Here is a 23,509-nt window from a genome sequence, read left to right as displayed (position 1 = left end):
TAGCGCCTATGCGGCAAGGAGCCCTCGTGCCCACAGTTGAAATGGAACGTCGCCAGGTGGTGGTGATCGGTGCCGGGCCTTCCGGTGCCATCGCGGCCGCGCTGTTAAAGCGCAAAGGGCATGATGTATTAATCATCGAGCGCGAGCATTTCCCGCGTTTCTCGATTGGCGAAAGCCTGCTGTCGCACTGCATCGACTTTATCGAAGAAGCCGGCATGCTCGACGCTGTGCAAGCTGCAGGCTTCCAGGTAAAAACCGGCGCGGCCTTCGCCTGGGGCGAGCGCTACAGTGCCTTTGATTTCAGCGACACCTTCAGCAACGGCAAGCCCACCACCTTCCAGGTGCAGCGCGGCGAGTTCGACAAATTGCTGGCCGACCAGGCGGCACTGCAAGGCGTGGAAATCCGCTATGGCCAAACCATTGTCGGCGTGGATTTTTCTGCCGAGAGCCGGTATTTGCATGTGCGCCGCCAGAATGGCAGCGAGTACCACCTCAAGGCCAGGTTCGTGCTCGATGCCAGCGGCTATGGCCGCGTGTTGCCACGCCTGCTGGACCTGGAAGCACCGTCGAATTTCCCGCTGCGCCAGGCCGTATTCACCCACGTCGAAGACCGTATCGAACACCCAGGCTTTGACCGCAGCAAAATCCTGGTGACCACTCACCCGACCCAGCGCGACATCTGGTTCTGGACCATCCCGTTCAGTAATGGCCGTTGTTCGGTGGGCGTGGTTGCGGCCAAGGAGCATTTCGAGGGTGCCGACAGCGACCTCGACGCCTGCCTGCGCGACTTTATCGAGCAAACCCCAAGCCTGTCCGGCGTGCTGCAAAATGCCGTCTGGGACACCCCGGCGCGCACCATCGGCGGCTACTCGGCCAACGTCAAAACCCTGCACGGCCCAGGCTTTGCGCTACTGGGCAATGCGGCCGAATTCCTCGACCCGGTGTTCTCTTCCGGCGTGACCATTGCCATGCGTTCGGCGAGCATGGCCGCAGGGGTGCTGCACCGCCAATTGAGCGGCGAAACGGTGGACTGGCAAACCGAGTTCGCCGAACCGCTCAAGCGCGGTGTCGATACCTTCCGTTGCTACGTCGAGGGTTGGTATGCGGGCACGTTCCAGGACGTGATTTTCCATCCTGGCAGTTCACCGGAGATTCGCCGCATGATCAGCTCTATCCTGGCCGGTTACGCCTGGGATGAACGCAACCCGTTTGTCAGCGAGCCGAAACGGCGCTTGCGGATGTTGTCGGATATTTGTGCGAGTGAAGCGGTATGAGCAGCCCGGGCGTCGAAAAAAACTACCTGAGTCAAAACTACGTCGAAGAAACCAAGTTCGGTTTCTGGTTCCTGCGCAGCCATACCTGGCAGCATCACGTGTTGCGCGTGGCGATCAATGACCTGCGCAGCCTGTTCAGCGAGCCGCTGCCGGTGGCGCCGGTGTTGCTGGATGCCGGTTGCGGCCAAGGCAAATCCTTCCAGTTGCTGCATCAGGTATTTGCGCCTTCGCGCCTGATCGGCCTGGATGCGGACCCTCACAGCCTGGCACTAAGCCGCGAAGAAGCCGCGCGGCTGGGCCTGGACGTGGAGTTGATCGGCAGCGACTGCGCGACCCTCAACCTAGCGGATGCCAGCGTCGATATCCTGTTCTGCCACCAGACCTTCCATCATCTGGTGGAACAACATCGCGCACTCAAGGAGTTCTATCGGGTGCTCAAGCCGGGCGGCTATCTGCTGTTTGCCGAATCCACCGAAGCTTACATCGACACCTGGGTGATTCGCTGGCTGTTCCGCCACCCGATGCATGTGCAAAAGAGCGCCGAAGAATACCTGGAGATGCTGCGCGAGCAGGGCTTTGAGTTCGCTGCACAGAACATTTCGTACCCTTACTTGTGGTGGAGCCGTTCCAGTGACTTCGGCCTGCTGGAACGCTGGGGCCTGCGCAAGGCACCGCCCGTGGGCCAGCGCGAGGAAACCCTGGTCAACTGCGTGGCCCGTAAACCTGTGGAGAACGCGGCCCCATGATGCGCCTGCTGTTGATAAGTTGCCTGCTGCTGCTCGGTGCCTGCGCCAGCCAGGCGCCGCTGCCGGAGAAGAGCCCGGCCCTGGCCTTGCCGATGCAATTGCATGTGCAGCGCCTGGCAGACGGCCAGAGTCAGGACTGGCTGCTGGTGATCCAGCGCGAAGGCCGCGCGATTCGCTGGTCGATGATGGACCCGCTGGGCATTCCCCTGGCCCGGCAAAAACTGCTTGATGGGCAGTGGCAGGCAGACGGCTTGCTGCCGCCCAACCCCCAGGCGCGCACGCTATTTGCCGCGCTGCTGTTTGCCCTGACCGCGCCCGGTGACGTACCGGCGTTGTATCCCACTGCGCAGGCCATGGACCTGACGCGCACGCTGCCGGGCCACTGGCAGATCGTCTACCAGTCTTCGGAGGTGTTCAGCGTGAACATGGCCGACCCGCCATTGAGTTACCGCATCACCCCGCTGGGTATGAGCCGATGACCGCCTACCTCAATGCCCTTGGCGTGATCTGCGCCCTTGGCCGTGGCCAGGCGCAAGTCAGCCGCAAGCTGTTTGCCGGCGACTGTTCGGGCATGCGTGCCGAAAGCGGCTGGGTGCCGGAACGCGTAGTGCCGGTGGCCGCCGTACACGGCGAACTGGCGAGCCTGCCCCCGGAACTGGCCAAGCAAAGCAGTCGCAATAACCAGTTGCTGTTGGAAGCGGCGCTGCAAATTGAAGATCAGATTCGTCAGGCCATCCAAATCTACGGCCCTGCCCGGGTCGGGGTTGTGCTCGGCACCAGCACCTCGGGCATTGACGAAGCCAGCCGTGGCATTGCCCATTACCTGCAGAACACGCAGTTCCCCGCCGACTACGATTACCAGCAACAGGAACTCAGCGCCCCGGCCAACTTCCTCGCCGACTGGTTGAACGTGAGCGGCCCGGCCTATGTGATTTCCACCGCCTGCACCTCCAGCGCCCGAGCATTGATGAGCGCCCAGCGCCTGTTGGACCTGGGGGTGTGCGATGCGGTGATCTGCGGCGGCGTGGACAGCCTGTGCAAGCTGACGCTGAACGGGTTTACCGCGCTGGAAGCAGTGTCTGCCGAGCGCTGTAATCCGTTCTCGGTGAACCGCAACGGCATCAATATCGGTGAAGCGGCGGTGCTGTTCCTGATGAGCCGCGAGCCGGCCCCTATCGCCTTGCTGGGCAGCGGCGCCAGTTGCGACGCGCACCATATCTCTGCGCCCGAGCCCAGCGGCAAGGGCGCGTTGCTGGCCATGCGCAAGGCCCTGGCCAGTGCAAAGCTTTCGCCCGAGCAGATCGGCTACCTGAACCTGCACGGCACCGCAACCCAACACAACGACGCCATGGAAAGCCTGGCGGTCGCCAGCCTGTTTCCAGGCGGCGTCGCCTGCTCATCGACCAAGCCCATGACCGGCCACACCCTCGGCGCTGCCGGGGCACTGGAAGCCGCGTTCTGCTGGCTGAGCCTGACCCATCGCCTGCTGCCACCCCACGTATGGGACGGCCACCCCGACCCGGCGCTGCCCGCGTTGCAATGGGCGCGCAGCGGCGACAGCTTGAAAAAACCCTGCCTGATGAGCAACTCGTTTGCCTTCGGCGGTAACAATGTCAGCCTGATAATCGCAGAGGCCCCATGATCGATTGGCCACTTGCCGAACTGCTGCCCCATGCGGGTGACATGATCCTGATCGACCAGGTGCTGTCGTTCGATGAAGAGCAGATCCACACCCGCGTCACCGTCAAGCCCGGCGGCCTGTTCAACCGTGCTGACGGTAGCCTGCCCGCCTGGGTCGGCATCGAGCTGATGGCGCAAAGCGTCGCCGCCTATGCCGGTTGCCATGCACGCCAGCAAGGCAAGGCCGTGGAACTCGGTTTCCTGTTGGGCACACGTAAGTTCGAGTGCAACGTGGAGCACTTTCCGGCCGGCCTCGAGCTGAATATCCACGGCCTGCGCTCCCTGGAAGACGACAACGGCATGGGCGTGTTCGAATGCCACCTCACCGGCGACGGTATCCAGGCCAGCGCGCGCTTGAACGTATTTCGACCGCCCCAGGCGGCCAACTATTTAGATGAATCGAAGGACGAAACGCCATGACTGAATCCGTACTGGTCACCGGCTCCAGCCGTGGCATCGGCCGCGCCATTGCCCTGCGCCTGGCCCAGGCCGGCCATGACATCGTGCTGCATTGCCGCAGCGGCCGTGCCGAAGCCGACGCGGTACAGCTCGAGGTCCAAGCCCTGGGGCGCGAGGCACGCGTGCTGCAGTTCGACGTGGCCGATCGCGCTGCGTGCAAAGAGATCCTTGAGGCCGATGTGGAGCAGCATGGCGCCTACTACGGCGTGGTGCTCAATGCTGGCCTGACCCGCGACGGCGCCTTTCCTGCGCTGTCGGAAGACGATTGGGATGTGGTGATGCGCACCAACCTGGATGGCTTCTACAACGTGCTGCACCCGGTGATGATGCCGATGATTCGGCGCCGCGCCGCCGGGCGTATCGTGTGTATCACCTCGGTGTCCGGGCTGATCGGCAACCGCGGCCAGGTCAACTACAGCGCCTCCAAAGCCGGCTTGATCGGTGCGACCAAGGCGCTGGCCATTGAATTGGGCAAGCGCAAGATCACCGTCAACTGCGTGGCGCCGGGCCTGATCGACACCGCGATGCTGGATGAAAACGTGCCGGTAGAAGAACTGATGAAAATGATCCCGGCCCAACGCATGGGCACGCCGGAAGAAGTCGCTGGCGCCGTGAACTTCCTGATGTCGGCCGAAGCCGGCTACATCACGCGCCAGGTGCTGGCCGTGAACGGGGGCCTGTGCTGATGAAGCGCGTTGTCGTCACCGGCATGGCCGGCGTGACCTCCCTGGGCAGCGACTGGGACACCATCGCCGCGAACTTTCGCGCCAACCGCAGCGGCATTCGGCGCATGGATGAGTGGGACCGTTTCACCGAACTGAACACCCGCCTGGCCGGCCCTATCGACGATTTCGTCGTGCCCGCTCACTGGACGCGCAAACAACTGCGCAGCATGGGCCGCGTCTCGCGCCTGGCGGTGTGGGCGGCGGAGCAGGCGTTGCGGGACGCCGGCTTGCTGGGTGACGAGTCGATCAAGGACGGGCGCATGGGCGTGGCCTGTGGCTCGTCCACCGGCAGCACCGATGAGATCAAGGCGTTCGGCAATATGCTGCTCAACTCGGTGGCCGAGGGGCTCAATGCCAACTCCTATGTGCGCATGATGCCGCACACCACGGCGGCAAATATCAGCATCTTCTTTGGCCTCACGGGCCGGCTGATTCCTACCTCCAGCGCCTGCACCAGCGGCAGCCAGGGCATCGGCTACGCCTATGAGGCAATCAAGTTCGGGCGCCTGCCGTTGATGCTTGCGGGCGGCGCAGAAGAACTGTGCCCCACCGAAGCCATGGTGTTCGATGCGCTGTACGCCACCAGCCTGAAAAACGATGCGCCGCAAACCAGCCCTCGTCCCTACGACAGCGGCCGCGACGGCCTAGTGATCGGTGAAGGTGGCGGCATGTTGGTGCTCGAAGAGTTGGAACACGCACTCGCGCGAGGCGCGCATATTCATGCGGAGCTGGTCGGCTTCGGCAGCAACGCCGACGGCCAGCACACCACCCGCCCGGAACAGAAAACCATGCGCCGCGCCATGGAGCTGGCCCTGGAAGACGCAGGTCTTGAACCGTCCGCCATCGGCTACGTGAACGGCCATGGCACGGCTACCGATCAGGGCGACATCGCCGAAACCCTGGCCACCAGCAGCCTGTTTGGCAGCCGTATGCCGATCAGTTCGCAGAAAAGTTTCCTGGGGCACACCTTGGGCGCGTGCGGGGCGTTGGAATCGTGGTTCAGCATCGAGATGATGAACCGCGACCAGTACGTGCACACCTTCAACCTGGACGCGGTCGACCCGCAATGCGGCGAGCTGGACTACCTGCAAGGTGGCTTTCGCCAGATGCACAACGACTACGTGATGAACAACAACTTTGCCTTCGGCGGGGTCAACACCTCGTTGATCTTCCGTCGCTGGGCCTGACTTTTTAATCGATTGGAGAAAACGGAATGTCTTCCCTGCTACGCGCTGCCCTGATCACCCTGGCCCTGCTGACCACGGCTGGCTGCACCAGCAAACCCGTGCTCAACACCCAGCATGAGTTACCGGCCACAAGCCAGGTCAGCGAAGAAAAAATGAAGCAAGTGATCGTCGCCGCCCTGCAAAAACGCGAGTGGACGGTACAACGCCTGAGCCCACAACTGGTGCAGGCCGAGATCACCGTGCGCGGCCAGTTCTACGCCGCCATCGACATCCGCTACACCCGCAACAGCTACGCCATCACCTACCGCGACAGCCGCGACCTGGGCTACAAGGACGGTAAGATCCATCGCAACTACAACCGCTGGGTGAGCATGCTGGATCGGGATATTCTGGCGGGGTTGCGTACTTACAGCGTGAATGAAGCAAATACTTCGCCCCAAAACTGACCCCCCTGTGGCGAGGGAGCTTGCTCCCTCGCCACAGGTTATTGAGCGGCCTTACGCGTCAACAACTCCACAAACCCTTTCGCCATCGGCGTTTGCGCGCCCTTACGCTGCACCAGCCACACCGCCGTCACCGCCTGCGGGTCGAGCAAGGTGCGATAGACCACGCCGTCAATGCGGATGCGCTGGTAAGACGCCGGCAACACCGACACCCCCAACCCCGCCGCCACCAGGCCGATGATGGTCATTGCTTCCCCTGCTTCCTGGGCAAAGTGCGGGCTGAACCCGGCGTCGCGGGCCAGGTTGAGCAACTGCGCATACAAGCCGCTGCCGTAACTGCACGGGAAGAACACAAAAGGCTCCTCGGCCAATTGCTCCAGATGCAAGCCGCGCTCGCTGCCGTGGGCCAATGGGTGGCCGGCGCTCAGTACCGCGACTAATGGCTCGCGCATCAACTCGATCACGTTCAGTGAGTCGGGCAAGGGCAAAGGCCGCATCAACCCAACCTGAATCGACTCGTCCACCAGCGACTCGGCCACTTGGGTGCTGCTCATTTCTTGCAGGTTCAGATGCACCGCCGGGAATGCCTGGCGGAAGGCAAAGATCGCCTGGGGAATGCTGGCGTTGAACGGCGCAGACGAGGTGAAGCCGATCTTCAATTCACCCAGTTCCCCCAACTGCGCACGCCGCGCCACATCTGCCGCCTTGTCGACCTGGGCCAGCACCAGCCGTGCCTCTTGCAAGAACAAGCGCCCGGCCTCGCTCAGCTCGACCCGACGATTGGTACGCTCGAACAAGCGTGCGCCCAGCTCGTGTTCCAGCGCCTGTATCTGCTGGCTCAGGGGCGGCTGCGAGATGCCCAGCACCTGCGCGGCGCGGCCGAAGTGCAGCTCTTCGGCAACGGCGATGAAGTAGCGCAAATGGCGAAATTCCATGCAAGCCTCATTAGGTCGTAAAAGCTATCAAACAGGTCGAACAATATATTGGAAAGAATCATTAGCCAGCTATATTCTTTTTCGTATTGTCAGTCCTGGCAGACTTTCCTCCCCGAGGTCCCCCGTGAATCCTGCTGTTGCCCCACTTGCCCAACACACCTCGCCCTCAGCCCTTGATGACGTAGTGGCGCAGCTCAACGACGCGTACATCGAAAAAGGCACGCCGATGTTCATGCGCACCGTGCTGGCGCTGTTCTCCGGCGGGTTCGCCACCTTTGCGCTGTTGTATTGCGTGCAGCCGATGATGCCGGCGCTGTCCCACGAGTTTTCCATCAATGCCGCGCAGAGCAGCCTGATTCTATCCGTCGCCACCGCGATGCTCGCCTGCGGCCTGCTGATCACCGGGCCGATATCCGACAGACTGGGGCGCAAGCCGGTGATGGTTGCCGCGTTGTTCTGTGCGGCGCTGGCCACCATCGCCAGCGGCCTGATGCCGAGCTGGGAGGGCATCCTGTTGATGCGCGCACTGGTGGGCCTGTCCTTGAGCGGCCTGGCCGCCGTGGCCATGACCTACCTGAGCGAAGAGATCCACCCACAACACATTGGCCTGGCCATGGGTTTGTACATCGGTGGCAACGCGATTGGCGGCATGAGCGGGCGCCTGATCATCGGCGTGTTGATCGACTTCGTCAGCTGGCACACCGCAATGCTGATCATCGGTGCCCTGGCATTGATCGCCGCCACAGTGTTCTGGAGGATCCTCCCCGAGTCGCGCAACTTCCGCGCCAGCAGCCTCAAGCCGCGCAACCTGGTGGACGGCTTCGTCATGCACTTCAAGGACGCCGGCCTGCCGTGGCTGTTCCTTGAAGCCTTCCTGCTGATGGGCGCCTTCGTGACGATGTTCAACTACATCGGCTATCGCCTGCTGGCCTCACCCTATGAGCTGAGCCAGGCGGTGGTTGGCCTGTTGTCAGTGGTGTACCTGTCGGGCATCTACAGCTCGGCCAAGATCGGCTCCCTGGCCGACCGCCTCGGCCGCCGCCGAGTGCTGTGGGCCACCATCGTGCTGATGCTCGCCGGCATGGCGCTGACACTGTTCACCCCGCTGTGGTTGGTGGTGCCGGGCATGCTGATCTTCACCTTCGGCTTTTTCGGCGCCCACTCGGTCGCCAGCAGCTGGATCGGGCGCCGTGCGGTGAAAGCCAAGGGGCAAGCGTCGTCGCTGTATCTGTTCTGCTATTACGTGGGATCGAGTATTGCCGGGACGGCGGGAGGGTTCTTCTGGCACTTTGCCGGGTGGAATGGGATTGGCGGGTTTATCGTCGCGCTGCTGATTGGCGCGTTGCTGGTGGCGTTGAAGCTGGCGAAGTTGCCGCCACTGGGAAATATGCAGACCTGACGCGATTGGCTTTATGTGGGAGCGGGCTTGCTCGCGAATGCGGTGGTCTAGTGACGAATTTTTCGACTGACACTGCGCATTCGCGAGCAAGCCCGCTCCCACATTTGTTTTGTGTTTACCCATGAAAAAGCCCGGCTTCAAGCCGGGCTTTTTCGTCATTCGTGATACTGCGCCGACAGTTCGTGCACTGCGCGCAAGAACGCACCCGCATGCTCCGGGTTCACTTCCGGGGTGATGCCATGGCCGAGGTTGAACACATGGCCGGTGCCTTTGCCGTAGCTGGCCAGGATGCGACCTACTTCGGTACGGATCGCTTCTGGCTTGGCGTACAGCACGGTCGGGTCCATGTTGCCTTGCAGGGCCACCTGGTTGCCGACGCGACGGCGCGCTTCGCCGAGGTCACAGGTCCAGTCCAGGCCCAGTGCATCGGCGCCCGCGTCGGCGATGCTTTCCAGCCACAGGCCGCCGCCCTTGGTGAACATGATCACCGGCACTTTACGGCCTTCGTGTTCGCGGATCAGGCCGCTGACGATCTTGCGCATGTAGGCCAGGGAGAACTCCTGGTACGCCGCCGCCGACAGGTTGCCGCCCCAGGTGTCGAAAATCTGTACCGCTTGGGCGCCCGCCATGATCTGGCCGTTGAGGTAGGAGGTGACCGACTGCGCCAGCTTGTCCAGCAACAGGTGCATGGCTTGCGGGTTGTCGTAGAGCATGGCCTTGGTCTTGCGGAAGTCTTTCGACGAGCCGCCTTCGACCATGTAGGTGGCCAGGGTCCATGGGCTGCCGGAGAAGCCGATCAGCGGCACGCGGCCGTTGAGCTCGCGGCGGATGGTGCTGACAGCGTCCATCACGTAGCCCAGGTCTTTGTGTGGATCAGGGATCGGCAGGGCTTCGATATCGGCCAGGGTGCTAACGACTTTCTTGAAACGCGGGCCTTCGCCAGTTTCGAAGTACAGGCCTTGGCCCATGGCGTCGGGGATGGTGAGGATATCGGAGAAGAGGATGGCCGCATCCAGTTGTGGGTAGCGGTCCAGCGGCTGCATGGTGACTTCGCAGGCGAACGCAGGATTCATGCACAGGCTCATGAAATCACCGGCGTTGGCGCGACTGGCGCGGTATTCCGGCAGGTAGCGACCGGCTTGACGCATCATCCACACGGGCGTGACGTCTACGGGTTGCTTGAGCAGGGCACGAAGGAAACGGTCGTTCTTGAGGGCAGTCATGTCGGCATCCGCAAAAAAAGTGCGGGCATTTTCTCAGAGCGCGACGCAAAAGGCACGGAATGCGCCGTGCCTTTTGTCTATCGGGTCAATTTGTCGCGGCAATGCCGCCGCAGGATCGTTCCCACGCTCCGCGTGGTAACGCCTCCTGTGACGCTCCGCGTCATGCTGTTCGGGACGCGGAGCGTCCCTGGCGGCATTCCCACGCGGAGCGTGGGAATGATCATCAGACTTGGAGGTAGTCCAGGATGCCTTCGGCGGCGTTACGGCCTTCGAAGATCGCGGTGACCACTAGGTCCGACCCGCGCACCATGTCGCCACCGGCGAAGATCTTCGGGTTGCTGGTCTGGTGCTTGTACTGGCCTTGCTCCGGGGCGACGACGCGGCCCTGGCTGTCGGTCTGGATCTCGAACTGCTCGAACCACGGTGCCGGGCTTGGGCGGAAACCGAAGGCGATGACCACGGCGTCAGCCGGGATGATTTCTTCGGAACCCGGGATCGGCTCGGGGCTGCGACGGCCACGGGCATCCGGCTCGCCGAGACGGGTCTCGACCACCTTCACACCTTCGACGCGGTCTTCACCGACGATGGCGATCGGCTGGCGGTTGTAGAGGAATTTCACGCCTTCTTCCTTGGCGTTCTTCACCTCTTTGCGCGAGCCGGGCATGTTGGCTTCGTCACGGCGATACGCGCAAGTCACCGACTTGGCGCCCTGGCGGATCGAGGTGCGGTTGCAGTCCATCGCGGTGTCGCCACCGCCCAGCACCACGACCTTCTTGCCCTTCATATCGACGAAATCTTCCGGCGACTTTTCAAAGCCCAGGTTGCGGTTGACGTTGGCGATCAGGAAGTCGAGCGCGTCATACACGCCTGGCAAGTCCTCACCGGCAAAGCCGCCCTTCATGTAGGTGTAGGTGCCCATGCCCATGAACACCGCATCGTATTCGGCGAGCAGTTGCTCCATGGTGATGTCTTTGCCGATTTCGGTATTGAGACGGAACTCGATACCCATGCCGGTGAACACTTCACGACGGTGGCTCAGTACGGTTTTTTCCAGCTTGAACTCGGGAATGCCGAAGGTCAGCAAGCCACCGATTTCCGGGTTCTTGTCGAACACCACCGGGGTCACGCCGCCACGCACCAGCACGTCGGCACACCCCAGGCCAGCAGGGCCTGCGCCGATGATCGCGACGCGCTTGCCGGTCGGCTTGACCTTGGACATGTCCGGGCGCCAGCCCATGGCGAACGCGGTGTCGGTGATGTACTTCTCCACCGAACCGATGGTCACCGCGCCGAAGCCGTCGTTGAGGGTGCAGGCCCCTTCACACAGCCGGTCTTGCGGACACACCCGGCCGCAGACTTCCGGCAGGGTATTGGTCTGGTGAGACAGCTCGGCAGCGGCGAGGATGTTGCCCTCGGCCACCAGCTTGAGCCAGTTGGGAATGAAGTTGTGCACCGGGCACTTCCATTCGCAATACGGGTTACCGCAACCCAGGCAGCGATGGGCCTGGTCGGCCGAGTGCTGGGGTTTGAAGGGTTCGTAGATTTCCACGAACTCTTTCTTGCGTTGACGCAACAGTTTCTTCTTCGGATCTTTGCGCCCGACATCGATGAACTGGAAGTCGTTATTCAGACGTTCAGCCATGTTAAAACCTCATCAAACTGTTCAGGCGCATATCACTGCGGGTTGGCACGGATGCTGGAAAGCAACGATTTCAGGTTGGCAGCCTTGGGCTTGACCAGCCAGAAACGACGCAGGTAATCATCGAGGTTTTCGGCGAGGTTACGACCCCATTCGCTGCCGGTTTCCTCGACGTACTCGTCCAGCACGTGCTGCAAGTGGTTCCGGTAGGACTCCATGGCTTCGCCGCTGATGCGCTGGATCTCGACCAACTCGTGGTTGACCTTGTCGACGAAGGTGTTGTCCTGGTCGAGCACGTAGGCGAAACCGCCGGTCATGCCCGAACCGAAGTTGTAACCGGTCTTGCCCAGTACCGCGACAAAGCCTCCGGTCATGTACTCGCAGCAGTGATCGCCAGTACCTTCCACCACGGTGTGGGCACCGGAGTTACGCACGGCGAAACGCTCACCGGCGGTACCTGCGGCAAACAGCTTGCCACCGGTGGCGCCGTACAAGCAGGTGTTGCCGATGATGGCGCTGTCCTGGGTCTTGTACACGCTGCCAGCCGGCGGGACGATGACCAGCTTGCCGCCGGTCATGCCCTTGCCCACGTAGTCGTTGGCGTCGCCTTCCAGGTACATGTGCAGGCCGCCGGCGTTCCACACGCCGAAGCTTTGGCCCGCAGTGCCCTTGAAGCGGAAGGTGATCGGCGCTTTCGCCATGCCCTGGTTGCCGTGCTTGCGCGCGATTTCACCGGAAATGCGAGCACCGATGGAACGGTCGCAGTTGCAGATATCCAGCGCGAATTCGCCACCGCTGGAGTCGTTGATCGAGGAGCCGGCCATTTCGACCATTTTCTCGGCCAGCAAGCCTTTGTCGAACGGTGGGTTGCGGTCCACCTGGCAGAACTGTGGCTTGTCTGCCGGGATGTGATCGCTGCCCAACAGCGGGGTGAGGTCCAGATGTTGTTGCTTGGCGGTCTGGCCTTCGAGGATGTCCAACAGGTCGGTGCGACCGATCAGCTCTTCCAGCGAACGTACGCCCAGCTTGGCCAGCCACTCACGGGTTTCTTCGGCGACGTAGGTGAAGAAATTCACCACCATGTCGACGGTGCCGATGTAGTGATCCTTGCGCAGTTTTTCGTTCTGAGTCGCTACGCCGGTAGCGCAGTTGTTCAGGTGGCAGATGCGCAGGTATTTGCAGCCCAGGGCGATCATGGGAGCGGTGCCGAAGCCGAAGCTCTCGGCGCCGAGGATTGCCGCCTTGATCACGTCGAGGCCGGTTTTCAGGCCGCCGTCGGTCTGCACCCGCACCTTGCCGCGCAGGTCGTTGCCGCGCAGGGTCTGGTGGGTTTCGGCCAGGCCGAGCTCCCACGGTGCACCGGCGTATTTGATCGAGGTCAGCGGCGACGCGCCAGTGCCGCCGTCGTAGCCGGAGATGGTGATCAGGTCGGCATAGGCCTTAGCCACACCGGCGGCAATGGTGCCGACGCCGGCTTCTGCGACCAGTTTCACCGAGACCAGGGCCTGAGGGTTGACTTGTTTGAGGTCGAAAATCAGCTGCGACAAGTCTTCAATCGAGTAGATGTCATGGTGCGGCGGTGGCGAGATCAACGTCACACCCGGCACCGCATAGCGCAGCTTGGCGATCAGGCCGTTGACCTTACCGCCGGGCAATTGCCCGCCCTCACCCGGCTTGGCGCCTTGGGCCACCTTGATCTGCAGCACCTCGGCATTGACCAGGTACTCAGGGGTCACACCGAAACGGCCGGTGGCCACCTGCTTGATTTTCGAGCTTTTGAGCGTGCCGTAGCGCGCCGGGTCTTCACCGCCTTCGCCGGAGTTGGAACGCGCACCCAGGCGGTTCATGGCTTCGGCCAGGGCTTCGTGAGCTTCCGGCGACAAGGCACCCAGGGAAATACCGGCGGAGTCGAAGCGCTTGAGGATCGATTCCAGCGGCTCGACTTGGCTGATGTCCATCGGCGTGTCCAGGGTCTTCACCTTGAACAAGTCGCGGATCATCGACACCGGGCGGTTATCCACCAGGCTCGTGTATTCCTTGAACTTGGCGTAGTCGCCCTGCTGCACAGCGGCTTGCAGAGTGTTGACCACGTCGGGGTTATAGGCATGGTATTCGCCACCGTGCACGAACTTGAGCAGGCCACCTTGCTGGATCGGCTTGCGCGCGCTCCAGGCCTCCAAGGCCAGGGCTTTTTGCTCGGCTTCGATGTCGACGAAACGCGCACCCTTGATGCGGCTCGGTACGCCACGGAAGCTCAGCTCGCAGACTTCTTCGGACAGGCCGATGGCTTCGAACAACTGAGCGCCACGGTACGAGGTGACCGTAGAGATGCCCATCTTCGACAGGATCTTCAGCAGGCCCTTGGTGATGCCCTTGCGGTAGTTCTTGAACACTTCATAGAGGTCGCCCAGCACTTCACCGGTACGGATCAGGTCACCCAGCACTTCGTACGCGAGGAACGGGTACACCGCCGAGGCGCCGAAACCGATCAGCACCGCAAAGTGGTGCGGGTCGCGGGCGGTGGCGGTTTCCACGAGGATATTGGAGTCGCAGCGCAGGCCTTTTTCGGTCAGGCGATGGTGCACCGCGCCGGTCGCCAGGGACGCGTGGATCGGCAACTTGCCCGGCGCGATGTGGCGGTCGGTCAGTACGATCTGGGTACGGCCGGCGCGCACGGCTTCTTCAGCCTGGTCAGCAACGTTACGTACAGCCGCTTCAAGGCCCAGGCTCTCGTCGTAGTTCAGGTCGATGATCTGGCGGTCGAAGCCTGGACGCTCCAGGGTCATCAGCGAGCGCCATTTGGCCGGAGAAATGACCGGCGAGCTGAGGATCACGCGGGACGCATGCTCAGGCGATTCCTGGAAGATGTTGCGCTCGGCACCGAGGCACACTTCCAGGGACATCACGATGGCTTCGCGCAGCGGGTCGATCGGTGGGTTGGTCACCTGGGCGAACTGCTGGCGGAAATAGTCGTACGGCGTGCGCACGCGCTGGGACAGCACGGCCATTGGCGTGTCGTCACCCATGGAGCCTACGGCTTCGTAGCCTTGCTCACCGAGTGGGCGCAGCACCTGGTCGCGCTCTTCGAACGTGACCTGATACATCTTCATGTACTGCTTGAGCTGGTCGATGTCGTAGAAAGCCGAACCGTGGTCGTTGTCTTCCATGGTCGCCTGGATGCGCAGGGCGTTCTTGCGCAGCCATTGCTTGTACGGGTGACGCGACTTCAAACGGTTGTCGATGGCGTCGGTGTCGAGGATCTGCCCGGTCTCGGTGTCCACGGCCAGGATCTGGCCAGGGCCCACACGGCCTTTGGCGATCACGTCTTCAGGCTTGTAGTCCCACACGCCGATTTCCGAGGCGAGGGTGATGAAACCGTTGGTGGTGGTCACCCAACGCGCCGGGCGCAGGCCGTTACGGTCGAGCAGGCACACCGCATAGCGGCCGTCGGTCATGACCACGCCGGCCGGGCCGTCCCACGGTTCCATGTGCATCGAGTTGTACTCGTAGAACGCACGCAGGTCCGGGTCCATGGTCTCGACGTTCTGCCACGCTGGCGGAATGATCATGCGCACGCCACGGAACAGGTCGATGCCGCCGGTGACCATCAGTTCGAGCATGTTGTCCATGCTGGAGGAGTCGGAACCCACGCGATTGACCAGCGGGCCGAGCTCTTCGAGGTCCATCAAATCGTTGGCGAACTTGGTGCGACGGGCCTGGGCCCAGTTGCGGTTGCCAGTGATGGTATTGATCTCGCCGTTGTGGGCGAGGAAGCGGAATGGCTGAGCCAGCGGCCATTTCGGCAAGGTGTTGGTGGAGAAGCGCTGGTGGAACACGCAGATTGCGGTTTGCAGGCGCTCATCGCTCAGGTCTGGATAGAAGGCGGTGAGGTCCGCCGGCATCATCAGGCCTTTATAAATGATGGTCTTGTGGGAAAAGCTGCAGATGTAATGGTCAGTGTCGGCGGCGTTGAGCACAGACGAACGACGACGGGAGGTGAACAGCTTGATCGCCATGTCCTGGTCGCTCAGGCCATCGCCGGCGATGAACACTTGTTCGATCTGCGGCAGGCGCTCCAGGGCCAGACGGCCGAGTACGCTGGTGTCGATGGGCACTTTGCGCCAGCCGACGATCTGCAGGCCGGCGGCAACGATCTCGCGGTTCATGTTCTCGCGAGCGGCCTCGGCTTTTACCGGGTCCTGGTTGAAAAACACCATGCCCACGGCGTACTGCTTGGGCAGTTCGACCGCAAATTGCTCTTTGGCGACAGCACGCAGGAACTGGTCGGGCTTTTGAATCAGCAAGCCACAGCCGTCACCGGTCTTGCCGTCGGCGTTGATCCCACCGCGGTGGGTCATGCAGGTCAGGGCCTCGATGGCCGTTTGCAAAAGGGTATGACTGGGTTCGCCCTGCATGTGGGCTATCAGGCCGAAACCGCAGTTATCCTTGAATTCATCGGGTTGGTACAGACCTGCTTTCATAGACACTTTCTCACCAGGCTGCCTCTTATATCGAGGCAAATTTCTTTTCAATTCAACCGGTTACCTTCCACGCCGAACGTACGCCGGCTTAGCGGGGGCAAAAGGGAGGTCATTGTACACACCGACACAGACGCTCACAAATTTAGCGACGAAATGTCGCAAATCTATGTCGCATTTATGAAAGGTTTAAAGCGATATGCTGTGCTAGTCAAAACTTTTTTAATTCTGACCGCTACGACTCAAAAGCCACTGTGACGCAGACACCACAAAGCGCGCGGTCTCGGGAGACTGCACGCACTTGCGGATTTTTTTGAGGTGCCGGGAGGGCGGCCTGGGTAAGGCCGCCGGATCTTCAGCGAGTTGCTGCCAGTTCTTGTTGAACGCTGGCAACAGTGCGAGGCCAAGGTTTACCAGCCTGAACCTTCGCTGGCAAGGCTTTGATAGCAGAATCGGCTGCGGCGCGGCTTGGGAAGCTGCCGTAGGTGATCACGTAGAGAGGCTTGCCGTTGAGCACTTTCTTGAAATAACGGTACTGGCCGCCCTGCTCTTTGACGAACGCCTGGGCGTTAGCTTCGGAGCTGGTGCCGAGGATCTGTACCACAAAGTTGCCGGTAGGCTGGCTGCTGTACCAGCTGCTGCCGGCGGCACCGGCCTTGGCCACGGTGGCGGCTGGTTTTTCAGCAGGCTTGGCGGCTGGCGCTGGAGCCGGCGCTGGTTTTGCTACCGGTGCCGGCTTGGCGGTGGCAACGGTCGGCGCAGGCGTTGGCTTGGCCGCTGGCGCTACCGGTGTGACTGGCGCTACCGGAGTGGCTGGCGTGCCAGCCGGTACGCCCGCAGGTGGCGCGGTGGTGGTCACAGTCGGCGGCGTGGCGCTGGAGCCTTCCACCGGCACACCGTCGTCGCCTTCGGAGATGCCACCGGCTTCTTCGGCCAGCGGGCCGCGCATCACCGGTTGGCCGACCATCGGCAGGTTGGTCGGTTGGCCGGAGTTGGCAAATTCGACGTTTGGCGTGGGCTTGCCCAATGGCAACTGCGCCTGTTCGGTTGGCGCGCCGGTGGTTGTCGGTGCTTTGTTGCGGCCCGGGATCAACCAGGCGGCGGCAACAGCGACCACGACAACGGCGGAAATAGCCAATACGTGCTTCTTAGGCATAGTGAACCCCATCTTTGGACGCTTGACCGCAGAGCGGCTGGCAATCATGGCTTCGATCATCGCATCGCGGGCAACCTGGTTGATGTTTCCAGGCCAGCCATCGGAGCTTTCGTGAATATCAGAGATCTGCGCAGCGGTGAAAAGTTCGATACCCGCCCCGGCGCCTTCAAGGCGTTGTGCCAGGTATTCGCGGGTTTCTTCCTCTTCGTACGGCTGCAACTCGATGACGTGGAACAGCTCCTGCTCACCACTGATCTGCTCCAGATCGGCGATCAGCGACGACTCACCGAACAGGAACACATGCGGGCGACCTTCCGGCGTGCCCGCCGCGAGCGCCAGCAGCGCTTCGAGGGCGGATTCGTCAAGCTGCTCGGCGTCATCTACCAGCAGGTAGACTTCCTGGCCGGTCAGGCCCAACTGCACCACTTGCTTGAGAATCGCGTTCGGCTCGGCATTGGAGACGTCCAACGCCTGCGCTACCTGGCGCAATACGCCGGCCGCATCACCGGCACCGCGGGCCGATACCACCACGCTCTGCACCGATTGCTTGTTGGTGCTGGCCACCAGCGCCTGGCGCAGCAAGGTCTTGCCGCTGCCCAGAGGGCCGGTGACCACCAGCAGCAACTGGCTGTAGCGCGCGAGGTGATGCAACTGCCCCAGTACCGGCTTGCGCTGGGCGGGGAAGAATTTGAAACCCGGCACCCGTGGAGCAAAGGGGTCGTGGCTCAAGTGGTAATGGCCGAGGAACGCCTCGTCGGCATGCAAACTAGTCATCGGGTCTTATTAACCTTTGAGCTGGGCCAGGGCGCGGTAATCCGCTCCCAGCGTGGCCTGTAGAATCTCTTTTGGATAATCGTCGGTCACCACGGCTTCGCCGATGTGGCGCAGCAGTACCAGTCGAAGTCGACCGTCGATCACTTTCTTGTCTATCGCCATATGTTCAAGGAAATCCGCCTCGGTCATATCCGTGGGCGGAATAACCGGCAAACCGGCGCGCTGGAACAGGCGGATACCGCGATCACGCTCTTGGGCGCTGATCCAGCCCAGGCGCTGCGACATGTCCAATGCCATCACCGTGCCAGCCGCTACGGCTTCCCCATGCAACCACACACCATAGCCCATGTGCGTTTCGATCGCATGGCCGAAGGTGTGGCCCAGGTTCAGTGTGGCCCGCACACCGGACTCGCGCTCGTCGGCATTGACTACCAGCGCCTTGGCCGCGCATGAGCGGGAAATCGCCTCGGTAAGCGCCACCTGGTCGAGGCCGCGCAAGGCGTCCATGTGCTCTTCCAGCCAGGTCAGGAACGGCTCATCGCAGATCAGCCCGTACTTGATGACTTCCGCCAGGCCGGCCGACAGCTCACGCGGTGGCAGGGTGTTGAGGGTAGCAGTGTCGATCAGCACAGCTTGGGGCTGATAGAACGCGCCGACCATGTTCTTGCCCAGCGGGTGGTTGATACCGGTCTTGCCGCCCACCGACGAATCGACCTGGGACAGCAAGGTGGTCGGCACCTGGATAAAATCCACGCCGCGCTGGTAGCAGGCCGCGGCAAAACCGGCCATGTCGCCAATCACACCGCCGCCCAGGGCGACCACAGTGGTTCGACGGTCATGGCGTGCGGTCAGCAGGCCATCAAAGATCAGCTGCAGGGTTTCCCAGTTTTTGTGGGCCTCGCCGTCAGGCAACACCACGGAGATCACCGAGTACGCCGCCAGGCTGCGGCTCAAACGCTCAAGATACAGCGGCGCGACCGTTTCGTTGGAGATGATCGCCACCTGTCGGCCGGCAATATGCGGCGCAAGCAGTTCGGGCTGGTCCAACAGACCTGCGCCAATGTGGATCGGGTAGCTGCGCTCGCCTAGATCGACCTTAAGTGTCTGCATGTGTCCCCGCGTTGAAGATGTATTGACGACCGGCACTGTCGATATCTCGACACCGCCTAGTGGCTCTACGCCATACCTTACAGGGTGATGGCGCGCCGCCGAGAATAGCGCATTTCGGGCCAGGCTTTAACGGGGTGGCAACCGTTGCAGGCGCTCGAGGATGTCGAGCACGACCATCCGAGGTGGCCGCTCATCGGTTTCCACCACCAGATCGGCGATTTCCCGGTACAGCGGATCGCGCAGCGCCAGCAGGTCACGCAGGGTTTTGGCCGGGTCGGCAGTGCGCAACAACGGGCGATTGCGATCACGGGCGGTACGGCCCACCTGCTGCTCGACCGACGCGTGCAAATACACCACTCGACCACCGGCATGCAGCGCCCGACGGTTTTCATCGCGCATGACAGCGCCACCACCGGTCGCCAATACCACGCCATCGCAGCCGCACAGCTCGGCAATCATCGCCTGCTCGCGGTCACGAAAGCCCAGCTCGCCTTCTTTATCGAAGATCCATGGGATATTGGCACCCGTGCGCAATTCAATTTCCTTGTCGGAATCTTTGAACGGCAGGCGCAGCTCTTTGGCCAGCAAACGGCCGATGGTGCTTTTTCCAGCCCCCATCGGCCCTACAAGAATCAAATTTCGCACAGAATCAACGACTCACAGCAATCGCCTGGTTATTCATGATACGCGGAGTCAGGAATACCAGCAGCTCGGATTTTTTCTCCGCCAGCACATCGCGCCGGAAAAGGCGGCCAAGATACGGCACATCGCCCAAAAATGGCACTTTATCTACCACTTTGCTCTGGGTGTTGGAGAAAACCCCGCCAATGACGATGGTCTCGCCATCCCTGACCAGAACCTTGGCGTTGACCTCGTTTTTCTTGATCGGCGGCACGTCATTGAGGCGATTCAGGTAGTCAGGCTCATCCTTGGTGACCTTGACCGCCATGATCACATGGTCGTCGGGGGTGATTTGCGGCGTGACTTCAAGCGACAGCGAAGCCTCTTTGAACGACACCGAGGTGGCGCCCTGGGAGGTGGATTCCTGGTAAGGAATCTCGGTGCCCTTGAGGATGCGTGCAGTCTCTTTGTCGGAGGTGACGACCTTGGGCTGCGAGACGATCTCACCGTTGCCGGTTTTTTCCATGGCGGTCAGCTCAAGGTCCAGCAACAGGTTGTCGGTGATATAGGCGATCCCCAGGCCCGAGGTTCCGGCCAGCGCCCCCAAGTCGACAAAGGGTGAACTGGGTGGGTTTTGCGGCGGCTCGGCACCCTCCGCCGGCGGCTTGGTAATACCGCCAACGCCGCCGTTGCCGCGGGTGAGCCGCCCACCCCAGCGCACACCCAGGCTTTTGTCGTAGTCGACATTGGCCTCCACAATCCGCGCCTCGATCATGACCTGGCGTACCGGGATATCCAGCTGCGCCACGATGCGCCGCAGCTCTTCGAGCCGCTCGCCAGTCTGGTAGGCGATGATGTTGTTGGTGCGGTCATCCACTGCCACCGAACCGCGCTCATCGGTGGCGCCCTCAAAGCCGGTCACCGACTGAAACAGCTTGGCCAGGTCGGCGGCCTTGGCGTAATTGACCTGCAGCAGCTCCCGACGCAAGGGCGCCAGCTCGGCCATCTGCTTGCGCGACTCCAGCATCAACAGCTCTCGGGCAGCCAATTCATCGGCGGGCGCCACCAGCAGCACGCCCGCCTTGACTCGCTTGTCCAAGCCCTTGGTTTGCAGTACCAGGTCCAGAGCCTGGTCCCAGGGCACATCCTTGAGCCGCAGGGTGATCGAGCCCTGCACCTCATCGCTGGTCACCAGGTTGAGCCCGGCGACATCGGCGATTTGCTGCAATACCGCACGCAAGTCGATGTCCTGAAAATTCAGGGTCAGTTTGGCGCCTGTATAGCTGACCGGCGGGGCGCTGTCGGGCGGCGGCAGTTGGATAAGGTCCAGGCGATTAGGCATAGCAGCAGCCATCGGTGCCGTGAACGCTATCCATAGCGCCACACCGAAGGACGAGAAGGTCCATTTCATTGTTTGATTCCGTTATGAGTTGACGTTCAGCACAAGGGTTCGCGGGCGTTCCAGCCAGGCGCCCTGTCCATCGGGAAACAGCTCCACCAGCTCGACAGCAGCGTCTTGAATGGCCGTGACCTGGCCATGGTCCAGCCCCAGGTAATCACCCACCGCCAGCCGATACACCCTGGCCCCAGCCCGCAACAAGGCAAAGGCCTGCGCACCACGGGACAACGTGCCGACCATTTCGAACTGATCGAGGCGCATACCCTCCAACAGTCCCCGTGGCCGGGTGAAATCCGGGGCAAGGGCCGGCCGGCCCGGAACGTGGGCTGCCTGCAAGGCGGGCGGCGTGAACGGGTCGCGCAAGGACGAGGGCTCGTAGACAAACAGCGGCCCTGGGTCGAGCACCGGACGGGCCTTGCCGTTTTGCAGGGTGCTGCGATAGGTCTTGGCGAGCATGTTCAGCCGTAACAAGGCGCCCTGATGCCCAAGCGTAACGTCCTGCACGGTGACTACCCGCGGCAGCCCACCCAAGGCACTGACAAACGTCGCCAGGTCGTGGTAAACCCCGGACGCGCTTATCTGCATGGGTTGTTCGATATAAAGCTGCCGAGGCGCTTCATCCAGCACGGTGATGCCTTCGACCCACACCCCATGGGCAGCCGCCAGCCGGGCGATGTCTTCCAGCACGGCAGGCAGCTCGGACTCGCCGGGCAATTGCCCTAGAAGGCTGGCAAGGTTGTCTTCCATGCTCCGGACTTGCCGGGTGCGCAGCTCAAGGCTCGCGGCCAGGTCGGACTTTTCTGTGAGTTGCTGCTGCAGCGCCTGCTCCCGCGCCTCAAGCCCGTGCAATCGCTCCCGCTGCGGCCCCCCATGCGAAACCTCGCCCAGCACCAGCACCAGGCCGGCCAGCGCACAGCCAAGCAGCACCTTGCCCGGCAGGGACCATTTAGCAGCGTTGTAAGAGAGCGTGGAAAAATCGAGCCTGGGCAGGCTCATGGTTGCGCCTCGCTGGATTCTCCCTGGCGCACCATCAGCTGAAATTCGCTTTCGCCGCGCGCACCTTCGGCCTGCACGCGCTGCAGACGGGTCGAACTGGAACCCTGGGTTGGCTTGAGCTGCTGCATCAAACGGGCGATATCCTGGTTGCTTTCAGCCGTGCCGCGAATGCTGATGGTGTCGCCGTTTGCGACCACCTCATGCAGATGGACACCTTCAGGCACCGCACGCGCCAATTGCTCGAACAATCGAGCCCCGGAAGAGCGGGCATCGTGCAGGTCCTGAACCACCTTCATGCGTTCGGCCAGTTGCTGGCTTCGCTCCTGAAGATCGTCGATCGTCTTGATGCGCGAGTCCTGGGTGGCGATGTGCTCTTCCAGGCGGCTGTTGCGGCTTACCTGCCGGTCTATCGCCTGGTCGATCACTTGATCAGCCAACCACAATGCCGCGAGCGCCATGCAGGCAAACGCCAGCAATAGCACCAACAGGTATTTGCGCCTGCGCTCCGCCAGGGCCTGGCGCCAAGGCAAAAGATTGATTCGTGTCATCCAGCGAAACTCCTCAGGGCCAGCCCGCAAGCCACTCCCATCCCTTGGGCATCCAAGGCCCATTGTGCACCATCGACTCTGTGACCCGGCGTGAAGCTGGCAAAATCCTGAAGGCAAGCGCGCTGCAATGCAAACCCTTCTACATCAACCACCCGCGGCACCAGCCCCGCCAGGGCCAAAACCGCCTCGCGCGCTTCGACCTGCTCGCGCAGGCACGCCGCCAGCATCACCTCCACCCACTGTGGCCCTTGAGCCGATGGCCCTTGAACCTGAAAATCGATGGCCACTTCATCCAATGGATAAGGGATGAACTGGTCGGCTTCCATCTGGATCTTCCAGGCCATTTCCTCGTCGCTGAGGCCTGCGTCCATGTCAATCAGCCGGGTAATTACCGACGGGCCCGCAACCGCCACGGCGGCGTACCGGGCCGAGGTACCCAGGCGCGACAGCGCCTGTTGCAGCCCCCGGCCCACACCCTCAAGGTCCAGCAGGGTGCCGTCGACCACCGCGTGGGGCGCCAGCACTTGCGTGGCGTAGCCCTGGACGCTGAAACCGCCGGATGAACGGCCCAGTTCGATCAGCTTGATGCCACTGTCATTGATATCGACCCCCAACACCGTGTCGACTTTTCGCCTGAAAAATCCCTTTCCCATAAAACTCCCCAAAACTTTCCCTGTCATACCGGCTGTCATCTCGCCTGATTGCTGCCAGGCACCT

At 62.0% G+C, this 23,509-nt stretch carries 19 protein-coding genes and 1 pseudogene; 9 read left to right on the top strand and 11 right to left on the bottom strand.

The genetic code is table 11. The annotated features are described in order from the left end of the window. The first annotated feature begins 26 nt into the window (after positions 1 to 26). Genes BMH52_RS04210 through BMH52_RS04175 form a run of 8 tightly spaced genes read left to right on the top strand, consistent with a single transcriptional unit; the run spans position 27 to position 6,517 of the window. Positions 27 to 1,274: an NAD(P)/FAD-dependent oxidoreductase gene (locus BMH52_RS04210; RefSeq protein ID WP_038448572.1), complete on the top strand. Its 1,248-nt coding sequence runs from the start codon at positions 27 to 29 to the stop codon at positions 1,272 to 1,274. Continuing rightward, entirely contained in the window at positions 1,271 to 2,020 is a 750-nt protein-coding gene (locus BMH52_RS04205; RefSeq protein ID WP_014716593.1) for a class I SAM-dependent methyltransferase, read from the top strand. The genes BMH52_RS04210 and BMH52_RS04205 overlap by 4 nt, the downstream gene beginning before the upstream one ends. Next, positions 2,017 to 2,499 carry a hypothetical protein gene (locus tag BMH52_RS04200; RefSeq protein WP_072434811.1) on the top strand — a complete coding sequence of 161 codons (483 nt, stop codon included), beginning with the start codon at positions 2,017 to 2,019 and terminating at the stop codon, positions 2,497 to 2,499. The genes BMH52_RS04205 and BMH52_RS04200 overlap by 4 nt, the downstream gene beginning before the upstream one ends. Next, a complete protein-coding gene (locus BMH52_RS04195) occupies positions 2,496 to 3,662 on the top strand; it encodes a beta-ketoacyl-[acyl-carrier-protein] synthase family protein (protein ID WP_072434809.1) in 1,167 nt (388 codons plus the stop codon). The genes BMH52_RS04200 and BMH52_RS04195 overlap by 4 nt, the downstream gene beginning before the upstream one ends. Continuing rightward, positions 3,659 to 4,120: a hotdog family protein gene (locus BMH52_RS04190; RefSeq protein ID WP_032904086.1), complete on the top strand. Its 462-nt coding sequence runs from the start codon at positions 3,659 to 3,661 to the stop codon at positions 4,118 to 4,120. The genes BMH52_RS04195 and BMH52_RS04190 overlap by 4 nt, the downstream gene beginning before the upstream one ends. Further along, the gene (locus BMH52_RS04185) at positions 4,117 to 4,845 is read left to right on the top strand and encodes a 3-ketoacyl-ACP reductase FabG2 (RefSeq protein ID WP_073842985.1); all 729 of its coding nucleotides are present in this window, start codon (positions 4,117 to 4,119) and stop codon (positions 4,843 to 4,845) included. The genes BMH52_RS04190 and BMH52_RS04185 overlap by 4 nt, the downstream gene beginning before the upstream one ends. Further along, complete coding sequence (locus BMH52_RS04180) at positions 4,845 to 6,071, top strand: beta-ketoacyl-ACP synthase (RefSeq protein WP_014716588.1); 1,227 nt, start codon at positions 4,845 to 4,847, stop codon at positions 6,069 to 6,071. The genes BMH52_RS04185 and BMH52_RS04180 overlap by 1 nt, the downstream gene beginning before the upstream one ends. Positions 6,072 to 6,097: 26 nt before the next feature. After that, a complete protein-coding gene (locus tag BMH52_RS04175; RefSeq protein ID WP_020301670.1) occupies positions 6,098 to 6,517 on the top strand; it encodes a hypothetical protein in 420 nt (139 codons plus the stop codon). Positions 6,518 to 6,555: 38 nt separating this feature from the next. Here the strand turns inward: BMH52_RS04175 and BMH52_RS04170 are convergent, their stop codons facing one another. Then, positions 6,556 to 7,449 carry a LysR family transcriptional regulator gene (locus BMH52_RS04170; RefSeq protein ID WP_073842983.1) on the bottom strand — a complete coding sequence of 298 codons (894 nt, stop codon included), beginning with the start codon at positions 7,447 to 7,449 and terminating at the stop codon, positions 6,556 to 6,558. Positions 7,450 to 7,633: 184 nt separating this feature from the next. Here BMH52_RS04170 and BMH52_RS04165 point away from each other — a divergent pair, with 184 nt between their 5' ends. Further along, positions 7,634 to 8,848, top strand: a complete 1,215-nt coding sequence (locus BMH52_RS04165) for an MFS transporter (protein ID WP_044482889.1) — start codon at positions 7,634 to 7,636, stop codon at positions 8,846 to 8,848. 155 nt (positions 8,849 to 9,003) lie between these two features. On the opposite strand, the gene hemE is transcribed toward BMH52_RS04165, so the two are convergent. The 10 genes and pseudogenes from hemE to pilM form a co-directional block, all read right to left on the bottom strand. Then, a complete protein-coding gene (gene hemE / locus BMH52_RS04160) occupies positions 9,004 to 10,071 on the bottom strand; it encodes a uroporphyrinogen decarboxylase (protein WP_038448562.1) in 1,068 nt (355 codons plus the stop codon). Positions 10,072 to 10,294: 223 nt separating this feature from the next. Further along, a complete protein-coding gene (locus BMH52_RS04155; RefSeq protein WP_003187920.1) occupies positions 10,295 to 11,713 on the bottom strand; it encodes an FAD-dependent oxidoreductase in 1,419 nt (472 codons plus the stop codon). A 32-nt stretch (positions 11,714 to 11,745) separates the two neighbouring features. Then, positions 11,746 to 16,191: a glutamate synthase large subunit gene (gltB, locus tag BMH52_RS04150; protein WP_073842981.1), complete on the bottom strand. Its 4,446-nt coding sequence runs from the start codon at positions 16,189 to 16,191 to the stop codon at positions 11,746 to 11,748. Between the two features lie 352 nt (positions 16,192 to 16,543). After that, complete coding sequence (locus tag BMH52_RS04140; protein ID WP_014716583.1) at positions 16,544 to 18,118, bottom strand: SPOR domain-containing protein; 1,575 nt, start codon at positions 18,116 to 18,118, stop codon at positions 16,544 to 16,546. A gap of 9 nt (positions 18,119 to 18,127) precedes the next feature. Continuing rightward, positions 18,128 to 19,228: a 3-dehydroquinate synthase gene (gene aroB / locus BMH52_RS04135; RefSeq protein ID WP_014716582.1), complete on the bottom strand. Its 1,101-nt coding sequence runs from the start codon at positions 19,226 to 19,228 to the stop codon at positions 18,128 to 18,130. 126 nt (positions 19,229 to 19,354) lie between these two features. Continuing rightward, positions 19,355 to 19,873, bottom strand: coding sequence for a shikimate kinase AroK (gene aroK, locus BMH52_RS04130; RefSeq protein ID WP_003187914.1), 519 nt, complete (start codon positions 19,871 to 19,873; stop codon positions 19,355 to 19,357). A 4-nt stretch (positions 19,874 to 19,877) separates the two neighbouring features. Continuing rightward, a pseudogene (locus tag BMH52_RS04125) lies at positions 19,878 to 21,134 on the bottom strand (type IV pilus secretin PilQ); the annotation flags it as partial. Between the two features lie 138 nt (positions 21,135 to 21,272). After that, on the bottom strand, positions 21,273 to 22,244 hold the full coding sequence (locus BMH52_RS04120; RefSeq protein WP_073842979.1) for a pilus assembly protein PilP: 972 nt from the start codon (positions 22,242 to 22,244) through the stop codon (positions 21,273 to 21,275). Continuing rightward, entirely contained in the window at positions 22,241 to 22,792 is a 552-nt protein-coding gene (locus BMH52_RS04115) for a PilN domain-containing protein (RefSeq protein ID WP_014716579.1), read from the bottom strand. The genes BMH52_RS04120 and BMH52_RS04115 overlap by 4 nt, the downstream gene beginning before the upstream one ends. Next, a complete protein-coding gene (gene pilM / locus BMH52_RS04110) occupies positions 22,789 to 23,445 on the bottom strand; it encodes a type IV pilus assembly protein PilM (protein WP_032873526.1) in 657 nt (218 codons plus the stop codon). Before pilM ends, BMH52_RS04115 begins: the two co-directional genes overlap by 4 nt. Positions 23,446 to 23,509 lie beyond the last annotated feature (64 nt).

Origin of the sequence: Pseudomonas sp. BTN1, from assembly GCF_001907715.1 — a bacterium.
GTDB lineage: Bacteria > Pseudomonadota > Gammaproteobacteria > Pseudomonadales > Pseudomonadaceae > Aquipseudomonas > Aquipseudomonas paracarnis.
Note: the sequence above shows the minus strand (reverse complement) of the source record. Positions and strands in the feature narration are given on the sequence as shown.